The following is a 9,796-nucleotide window of genomic DNA, read 5'->3' as shown; positions in this document are numbered from 1 at the left end:
TCCTTTCGCCGTATCGCCACCCGCTACGAAAAGACCGCACGAAACTTCCTGTCAATGATCAAACTCGCGTCTGTCAGGCTGTGGATCGAGTTTTATGAGTCCGCTGCCTAGCTATCGTGACACGCTTGTGACGTTTTATTCCGCCGCAGCCTGCAACCCTGTCCCTCCGCCGCGAATGACGGCCAGCAACTCCTCGCGCCGTTTGGCTGCTTTGGCCTCGTTCTCGCGCAATACGGGGCCAAACCCACGGATATCCAGCGGCAAACGAGCCAGGGCGGCAATCGCATCGCGTGTTGTCTGCGATACAAGCGGCAGAACCTCGCGCATGTCCTTTTCATATTGACGGATCAACGCACGTTCCATCCTGCGTTCCGACGAATAGCCGAAGATATCCAGTGGCGTACCGCGCAGTGCCTTCAACCGGGTCAAAAGCTTCAGTGGGCCAAGAATGGCTTCGCCAAACGCACGTTTGCGGGGTCTGCCGTTGCTGCCCGATCCCCCCAAAAAGGGCGGGGCCAGATGGAACGTCACCTTGAAGTCGCCATCGAACTCGGCAGCCGCTTTGTCACGGCTTGTCAGAAGAAGGCGCGCGACTTCGTATTCATCCTTGTAGGACAAAAGCTTGTGATAGCCTTTTGCCACCGCCTCGCGGATATCCGCATCCTCAACACTGTCGACCAGCTTGCGATACCGCTTGGCCAGCCGCGCATTTTGGTAGTCGGTCAGATGGCTTGCGCGGAATTCGATCTTCTGATCCAGCGATTTGGGCATCTCGGTTACGGTCGGGGACAGAATGGACTGTACCTCTGCCGGATGAAGAACCGCCCATCGCCCGATATCAAACGCACGCTTGTTCCGTTCGATCGTTGTTCCATTCAATTCGATGGCATCAAAAATCGCCTGATGGCTGACGGGCAACAACCCGCGCTGCCAGGCCGCGCCAAAGATCATCATGTTGGAATAGATCGAGTCGCCCATCACGGCGCGTGCCAACTCGGTCGCGTCAAACAGCGAGACATCTTCTTTTAGTCGTGCCTGAAGAGCCAGTTCCAATTGATCGGCGGGAACGCGGAACTCGGTATTGCGCGTAAAGTCGCCTGTAACCGTCTCATGGCTGTTCACAACGGCGCCTGTACGGCCAGTTCGGGTCAGGCCCAATGTTTTGGCTCCGGCGGATACCACCAGATCACCGCCGATCAGCGCATGGGCTTCGCCGGTTGCGACACGGATGGCGCTAATGTCTTCGGGTGCATTGGCCAGACGGCAATGGATGTGTACCGCGCCGCCTTTCTGCGCCAAGCCCGCCATTTCCATCATGCCCGCGCCTTTGCCGTCAATCTGGGCAGCTTGCGCAAGGATCGCACCCAGCGTGACAACACCGGTTCCCCCGACACCCGTGATCACCACGTTATGCGTACCGCTGATTTTGGGCAGCACCGGCATCGGTAGATCGGGCAAGTCGATTTCGGTTGTTGCCTCTTTGCGGATCTTCGCCCCCTCAAGCGTAACGAAGGACGGGCAAAAGCCGTTCAGGCAGGAATAATCCTTGTTGCAGCTTGACTGATCGATGGCGCGCTTGCGCCCGAGTTCTGTTTCTTTGGGAACGATCGACACACAGTTCGATTGCACCCCGCAATCGCCGCAGCCCTCGCAAACATCGGTATTAATGAAGACGCGCTTGTCCGGGTCCGGGAACGTGCCGCGTTTGCGGCGGCGGCGCTTCTCGGCCGCACAGGTCTGAACGTAGACAATGACCGAAACACCCTCGATCTCGCGGAACTTCTCCTGCACCTGCATCAGTTCCGCACGCTCGAACGTCTGAACACTCGACGGCAGAGCCTTGAAGTTCACGTCTTCCTTTTCGTCATAGACCAGAGCAACCTCACGGACACCCATGGCTTTGACTTCAGCAACGATCCGTTCTGCGGTCAGATCGCCTTCATTCTCCTGCCCGCCCGTCATGGCGACGGCATCGTTAAACAGGATCTTGAAGGTGATGTTCGTGCCCGCAGACAACGCCGCGCGGATCGCCTGAACGCCCGAGTGGTTATAGGTGCCATCGCCAAGGTTCTGGAACACATGTTTGGTGGTCGAAAACGGGGCCTCACCGATCCAGTTCGCGCCTTCACCGCCCATCTGGGTAAAGCCCGTGGTGTTCCGGTCCATCCACTGAACCATGTAATGACAACCGATCCCTGCATAGGCACGGCTGCCATCCGGGACTTTGGTCGAACTGTTATGCGGGCAGCCCGAGCAGAAGTACGGAAGCCGCGTTGCTATTTCCTGCGCATTGTCGGCTCGGCGTGCCTCGGACAAAGAGGCCAGCCCGGCCCGAATACCATCGGTTTCACGCCCTTCTTCGATCAGGATCTCACCCAGCTTTTCAGCAATCATGATCGGGTCGAGCGCGCCGCGGGTCGGGAAAAGTTCATCGCGGTGCAACGTACCGGCACCGCCTTTGTACCAGCCATATACCCGGCGGCCGCGACGGTCGTCAAAGATAGCCTCTTTGACCTGAACCTCGATCAGCTTGCGCTTTTCCTCGACGATCACGATCAGGTCCAGTCCTTCGGCCCAGTCGTGGAACCCGACCATGTCCAGCGGGAAGGTCTGCCCCACCTTGTAGGTCGTGATCCCCAGCCGTTCGGCTTCGGATTCATTGATATTCAAAAGCGACAGCGCATGGGTCAGGTCCAGCCAGTTCTTGCCCGCCGCAACAAATCCGATCTTTGCACCCGGTTTGCCCCATATCCGCTTGTCCAGCTTGTTGGCATGCGAAAACGTCTCGGCTGCAAACCTTTTGTAATCGATGACGCGCGTTTCTTGCAGGTGCGGCGTGTCCCCAAGGCGGATATTCAAACCGCCTTCCGGCATATCGAAATCAGGTACGACGACCTGCATTCGGTCGGGGCGACCATCCACAACCGAGGTAACCTCGATTGTGTCCTTCATGGTCTTTAGCCCGACCCAAACCCCAGCAAAACGGCTGAGCGCAAAGCCGTAAACTCCGTAGTCGAGGATTTCCTGCACACCCGCCGGGCTGACGACAGGCATATACATATCTACAAGTGACCATTCGGACTGATGCAACACGGTCGAGCTTTCGCCGGTATGGTCATCACCCATCGCCATAAGCACACCGCCATGCTTGGCGGTTCCGGCCATATTCGCGTGGCGCATGACATCACCGGACCGGTCTACGCCCGGCCCCTTGCCGTACCAAAGCCCAAAAACCCCATCGAACTTGCCGTCGCCGCGCAAGCCGGCCTGTTGGCTGCCCCACAGCGCCGTTGCCGCCAGATCTTCGTTCAATCCGAACTGAAACGTAACATCGCTTTCGGACAACTGCCTTTGCGCCCGCATCATCTGCTGATCAACAGCGCCAAGTGGCGAGCCACGATATCCAGTCACCAGCCCCGCCGTGTTCAGTCCCGCCTGCCGGTCTCTGGCCTTTTGCATCAGCGTCAACCGGACAAGCGCCTGTGTTCCGTTCAGAAGAACGGGGCTTTTCTCAAGATCGAACCGGTCGTTTAACGTAATCTGTGGCTGACTCATCAGACGTCTCCCCTCGCCAGATCAGTGTGCATGTACTCAGCGCATTTTAGGTCATAATTTCTGACCTGTATAGGTTTTATGCACTGAACCATAACGATTTCGGCCTTTGATTGTAGAACTTGTTACCTGTTTCATATAGGCGTTCGAAAAGATAACGAAAGTTGCGGCGATGGATTGGGACAAGCTTAGAATATTTCACGCGGTGGCCGATGCAGGCAGCCTCACACATGCCGGGGACAAGCTCAATTTGTCTCAATCCGCCGTGAGCAGACAGATCCGTGCGCTGGAAGAGTCATTGGATGCCACCCTTTTTCACCGTCACGCCCGGGGGCTGATTCTCACCGAACAGGGTGAATTGTTGTTCGACGCCACATCCGCCATGTCAAAACGGCTGGACGCAGCTGCCGCACGCATTCGCGACAGTGAAGAAGAGGTCTTTGGCGTTCTTCGGGTCACGACGACCTTTGGGTTCGGCACACTGTGGCTCGCCCCTCGCCTGCCCAAGCTTTATGAACAATATCCTGATCTGAACATCGACCTGATGCTGGAAGAACGAGTTCTGGACCTTCCCATGCGAGAAGCGGATGTCGCCATTCGCATGAAGGAACCCAGCCAGGCAGATCTTGTGCGAAAACGCCTGATGACGGTTCAGATGGCGCTTTACGCGACGCACAACTACATCGAAGCGCATGGCGGAATGCTGAAATCTCTGGAGGATATCCAAAATCACCGGCTGATCTGTCAAACACCCGCGGCACCCCAGGTGGGCGCCAGCGCGGCCATGGTGCGCCACCTTATGACCTACAATCCCGCATCCCTGTTGACGGTAAACAACTACTTCGGCGTCCTTCAGGGAGTGTTGCACAACCTCGGGATTGGGGTTCTGCCAGATTACGTCACACAGGATTTCCCGCATCTTGTGCCGGTTCTGTCGGATGTCGAAACCGCTGACGTGCCGGTCTATCTGGCTTATCCCGAAGAACTCCGACACTCCAAACGTGTCGGGGCGTTCCGCGACTTTGTGCAGGACGAGATCATCGCACAGCGCAAACAACTGAAAAAGATGGGAAAACTTTAGCTATGCACAAATAGCATAGCGGGCATGAGGACATTTCAGGGTTAAATTCCTTGAACGTTTACAAACTGACCCCTAAATGAGCACTCGAAGGCGGTGATGCTGAAACGCTCATCATCTTCATACCTCCCTGTTGGACTACGGCCGAGCTTATTGCTCGGCCTTTTTTTTGCTCTAGGCATTGCATCAAGTCAGCGAAAGCTCTGGGAAAAATACACGCATAGGCATATGATCCCAAAAAAACGAGATAATTTCGTGTTCGAGGGAAAATCCATGTTCCACCCATTCCGCCTTATGTTGGCGATTGTCTGCGCTTTATTTTTGGCGGTTCCGCTTTATGCGCAAGACACCGGCTCAACATCCACAGTGACCATTCCAGACGATTTAACGCCTGAACAGGTCGACGGTCTTGTTGCCCGCATGTCAGATGATCAGGTGCGCGCAATTCTTTTGGAACGCCTAGATGCGGTTGCCGAAAAACAGGCTGCCGAGAAGGCGAACGTGGAAGACCCGCTAACCGAAATAAGCGAAATATGGGCCGAGATGGTGTCGTCCTGGACACACGTTCTGACCACGCTTCCAAATATCGTCACAGCACAGATAACTGCGTTTGGCAATTTCAGCGACACGTTTGGAACGAACGGTGTCTTTACCCTGTTTGGGCTTATTCTTTCTGTGTTGATTGCTGGTTTAATAGCCGAGAAGCTGTTCATTTTCCTGACCCGTCGCTGGCATGAAGCGACCGAAGTTGGGGAGGAGGCTGATCTCAAGGGAGCTGTCAGTTATCTGTTCCGCAGGTTCTGTCGCGAAATTGCCGGGCTGATCGTGTTCTATGTCGTCATTCGCGCGATTGGTCGCGGGATTCTGACACCCGAACAGATCACCTATGCCGGTCCGTTTGTGTTCTATCTGATCTGGATCCCGCGCCTGGGGGCTGCGGCCTCACGTTTTGTTCTGGCACCGGAGAAGCCCAAATATCGGTTGGTGAGTATTGACGATCATTGGGCAAAGTATCTGCATCGCAATCTGATCGGGTTGTTGATCCTGATCGGGTTCACGCTGTTTGTTGTGCGCTTCAACGCTCTTAATGGCGTGACAGGCGACGATACACGCATCGGCTTCTGGCTGAACGCGGCAACCCATGTCTACATCGCTATCATCGCATGGACCGCGCGCGAAGGGCTGTCTCAGATGATGCTGGGAACAGATCCGGATCACACGAAATTCGATGAAGAAGTTGCGCATTATTATCCCTACTTCGCCATTGGCGTTTCGGTGACAATCTGGCTGCTGGTCGAATTCCTGGTCGCGCAACGCGATCCATCGACGCTGAGATTGTTGGGTCGTGGTGCGCATTTCACAACCATGTTCTGGTTGCTGATTGCCCCTGCTCTCGACACGTTGATCCGCGGGCTGGTACGCCATTTGCAGCCGCCGATGTCTGGCGAAGGCCCGCTGGCCGAACGCGCTCATCGCGCGGCCAAGCGCAGCTACATCCGGATTGGGCGGGTCATTGCCGGGCTGATCATTGTCTTCATGATCGCCCGCACCTGGCATCTTGACCTACGCAATGTCGCCTCGGCCGGTGTCAGTGCCGAAGTTGGCGGTGCTGTCATTGAATTCCTTCTGATCATTGCAGTCGGCTACATCCTGAACGAGGTCGTCTCACTATGGATCAACCGCAGGCTGGCCAAAGAGCAGACCGCGGCTGAAGCGGTCGACGAGGAAGCAAGCGGTGAAGGCGGCGGTGCCGGGGGCTCTCGTCTGGCGACGGTTCTGCCGCTGATGCGGATTACGGCCCAGATCACCATCTCGGTTATCTTCGGTCTGCTGGCACTGGGTGCGCTGGGTATCAACATCACACCGCTTCTGGCCGGTGCCGGTGTTCTGGGTCTGGCCATCGGCTTTGGTGCTCAGAAACTGGTGGCGGATATCGTCGGTGGTGTTTTCTTCCTGATCGATGATGCCTTCCGCGTCGGCGAATATGTCGATGTGGGCGGAACCACAGGAACGGTCGAAAAAATCTCGATCCGTTCGATGCAACTGCGCCATCACAGGGGGCCTGTGCACACAATCCCTTATGGTGAAATCCAGAAGCTGACGAATTACAGCCGTGACTGGGTGATCATGAAGCTGAAATTCACCGTGCCCTTTGATACCGATCCCAACAAGGTCAAGAAAATCTTCAAAAAGATCGGGGCCGAGATGATGGAGGACGAAACCCACAAAGAAGGCTTTCTGCAACCGTTCAAATCGCAGGGCGTGTTCGACTTCGACGATGTCGGCATGATCATTCGCGGTAAATTCATGGCAAAGCCCGGCAAGCAGTTCACCTTGCGCAAGGAGATCTTCAACAAGGTCAAGGCCGAGTTCAAGGCCAACGGCATTGACTTTGCCCGCCGCGAGGTGCGCGTTGCAATTCCCGGGCTGGAAGAGGTCGAGCATCTGACGCCCGAACAGAAGACTGCTGTCGGCGCCGCAGCTGCTGCCGAGGTCAACAAAGACCAGGGATCGGCGTAATCTTCAGGGTTTACGTCGGCGATTTGCAGCAGGACTGCTGTGCGGTTTAACGGAACCGGCCGTGATGCCGGTTCCGTTTTTCTTTGAAAGACGCGACCTGCGCCGTCTTGACCCTTTCCACACGCGCGCGCTTGCCCTACAAGGCGCGCAATCTCGGCCCACTTGGACACAGGACAGAAGATGCAAGAGCCCGCTATCACACCCGATCTGATTGCAGCACATGGGCTCAAGCCCGAGGAATATGACATGATCCTCGAGATCATCGGGCGTGAACCGACCTTTACCGAGCTTGGTATTTTCTCGGCGATGTGGAACGAACATTGTTCTTACAAGTCGTCGAAGAAATGGTTGCGCACTCTTCCAACCTCGGGGCCTCAAGTCATTTGCGGCCCGGGCGAGAATGCCGGTGTCGTGGATATCGGGGACGGTCAGGCCGTGGTTTTCAAGATGGAAAGCCACAATCACCCGTCCTACATCGAACCCTACCAAGGTGCGGCAACGGGTGTCGGCGGCATCCTTCGGGACGTGTTCACAATGGGCGCGCGCCCGATCGCTTCGATGAATGCGCTGTCCTTCGGTGAACCCGGCCACCACAAAACCCGCCAGCTGGTCAACGGCGTGGTCGAAGGTATTGGCGGCTATGGCAACTGTTTCGGTGTTCCCTGCGTTGGGGGCGAGGTCCGCTTTCACCCGGCTTACAACGGCAACTGCCTTGTGAACGCCTTTGCCGCCGGTTTGGCCGACAGTGACAAGATCTTCTACTCTGCCGCGTCGGGCGTGGGCATGCCGGTGGTCTATCTTGGTGCAAAAACTGGTCGCGACGGTGTTGGTGGCGCAACGATGGCCTCGGCCGAATTTGACGACACCATCGAGGAAAAACGCCCCACTGTTCAGGTGGGTGATCCCTTCACCGAAAAGCGCCTGATGGAAGCAACACTGGAGCTGATGCAGACCGGCGCCGTGATCTCGATTCAAGACATGGGTGCTGCGGGCCTGACCTGTTCCGCCGTTGAGATGGGCGACAAGGGTGGTCTGGGCGTGCGCCTGGATCTGGAAAACGTCCCCCAGCGCGAAGAGAATATGACAGCCTATGAGATGATGCTGTCCGAATCTCAGGAACGCATGCTGATGGTTCTCAAGCCCGAGCTTGAGGCCGAAGCCCGCGCCGTGTTCGAGAAATGGGACCTGGACTTTGCCATCGTCGGTGAAACGATTGCCGAGGATCGCTTCCTGATCATGCATAACGGTGAGGTCAAGGCCGATCTCGTCCTGTCCAAACTGTCTTCGACCGCGCCCGAATATGATCGCCCTTGGGTGCCGACGCCCGAAGCCGAAGACCTTGCCGAAGTGCCTCAGATCGACCCGATTGACGGCCTGCGTGCCCTGCTGTCGTCGCCCAACTACGCGGGCAAGCAGTGGGTTTATGAGCAGTACGACACGATGGTGATGGCGGATACAAACCGGACACCGGGCCTGGGTGCGGGTATGGTGCGTGTTCACGGCACCGACAAGGTGCTGGCGTTCACCTCTGACGTGACCCCGCGCTACGTCCGCGCAAACCCGGTTGAAGGCGGCAAACAGGCGGTGGCCGAAGCCTACCGTAACCTGACGGCTGTTGGGGCCAAACCGCTGGCCACAACAGACAACCTGAACTTCGGCAACCCGGAAAAGCCCGAAATCATGGGTCAGTTTGTCGGCGCCGTTCAGGGCATCGGCGCCGCAGTCGGCGCGCTGGACATGCCGATCGTGTCCGGCAACGTGTCGCTGTATAATGAAACCGACGGTCAGGCGATCCTGCCAACGCCCACAATCGGCGCTGTCGGGCTGCTGAATCACAGCGATGAAATCATCGGCAACGAGGTGCGCGAGGGCCACGTGGCTTTGGTGATCGGCGAAACCAAAGGTCATCTGGGCCAGTCCGCCCTTCTGGCCGAGGTCTTCAACCGAGAAGATGGCGACGCGCCGCATGTGAATCTGGACGCTGAAAAACGCAACGGCGATTTCATTCGCGCCAATCGTGGAATGATCAAGGCCTGCACAGACCTGAGTGATGGGGGCCTTGCGCTTGCGGCCTTCGAACTGGCCGAGGCCGCCGGGGTTGGCGTGTGTCTGGATGATGCACCGACGGAATTTCTGTTCGGGGAAGATCAGGCACGGTATCTGGTCGCTTGCAACTTTGATCAGGCCGAGGCGTTGATGATCGCGGCGGGTCAGGCAGGTGTACCGCTGGTCTCGGTAGGTCGGTTTACTGGCGATACCGTCAGGATCGGCGGCTCGGAGGCCTCGTTAGAAGACCTGACGGCCGTTTTCCGCAACAGCTTTGCCGACGCCGTCGCCTGATCAGGCTGTTTAAATAACGCTCGAAACCTGCGCCCTGAATAAGCGCAGGTTTCGTCGTTTTGGCACATTCATGTGCCCTTGCGCGCCAGGTTCAAGCGCTCTACATCTTTGGAAAGACCTTCAGGAGTTACCTACATGCCGATGAGCGCCCATCAAATCGAACACCTGCTGCGAGAAGCCTTTCCTGATGCGGTCATTCAGGTTGGCGGCAACGACGGTGTTCATATGTCCGCCATGGTGGTGGACGAAAGCTTTCGCGGCAAAAACCGAGTTCAACAACAGCGCGCCGTCTATGCGGCCCTGAAG

General features: G+C 56.9%; 5 protein-coding genes. 4 read left to right on the top strand and 1 reads right to left on the bottom strand.

The window, feature by feature from the left end:
* Window positions 1-135: 135 nt before the first annotated feature.
* Window positions 136-3,555, bottom strand: coding sequence for an indolepyruvate ferredoxin oxidoreductase family protein (locus AC2FLZ_RS13990; RefSeq protein ID WP_496882297.1), 3,420 nt, complete (start codon window positions 3,553-3,555; stop codon window positions 136-138).
* Window positions 3,556-3,724: 169 nt separating this feature from the next.
* Between AC2FLZ_RS13990 and AC2FLZ_RS13985 the strand changes: the two genes are divergently transcribed.
* The 4 genes from AC2FLZ_RS13985 to AC2FLZ_RS13970 all read left to right on the top strand — a co-directional run.
* Window positions 3,725-4,633, top strand: a complete 909-nt coding sequence (locus AC2FLZ_RS13985) for a LysR family transcriptional regulator (protein WP_480481095.1) — start codon at window positions 3,725-3,727, stop codon at window positions 4,631-4,633.
* 270 nt (window positions 4,634-4,903) lie between these two features.
* Window positions 4,904-7,150: a mechanosensitive ion channel family protein gene (locus AC2FLZ_RS13980; RefSeq protein WP_496882296.1), complete on the top strand. Its 2,247-nt coding sequence runs from the start codon at window positions 4,904-4,906 to the stop codon at window positions 7,148-7,150.
* 180 nt (window positions 7,151-7,330) lie between these two features.
* A complete protein-coding gene (gene purL / locus AC2FLZ_RS13975; protein ID WP_480493260.1) occupies window positions 7,331-9,490 on the top strand; it encodes a phosphoribosylformylglycinamidine synthase subunit PurL in 2,160 nt (719 codons plus the stop codon).
* A gap of 135 nt (window positions 9,491-9,625) precedes the next feature.
* Window positions 9,626-9,796, top strand: a 171-nt coding sequence (locus tag AC2FLZ_RS13970; protein ID WP_496882298.1) for a BolA/IbaG family iron-sulfur metabolism protein, incomplete at its 3' end; no start/stop codon positions are given.

It is taken from the genome of Ruegeria sp. YKSF131 (assembly GCF_059612645.1).
The sequence above is the reverse complement of the archived record's forward strand: the minus strand, read 5'-3'. Positions and strand labels throughout refer to the sequence as shown.

Excerpts from the sequence above, each read along its gene's own strand:
- AC2FLZ_RS13990 (WP_496882297.1), bottom strand. The coding sequence starts at position 3,555 with ATGAGTCAGCCACAGATTACGTTAAACGACCGGTTCGATCTTGAGAAA.
- AC2FLZ_RS13985 (WP_480481095.1), top strand. The coding sequence starts at position 3,725 with ATGGATTGGGACAAGCTTAGAATATTTCACGCGGTGGCCGATGCAGGC.
- AC2FLZ_RS13980 (WP_496882296.1), top strand. The coding sequence starts at position 4,904 with ATGTTCCACCCATTCCGCCTTATGTTGGCGATTGTCTGCGCTTTATTT.
- purL (WP_480493260.1), top strand. The coding sequence starts at position 7,331 with ATGCAAGAGCCCGCTATCACACCCGATCTGATTGCAGCACATGGGCTC.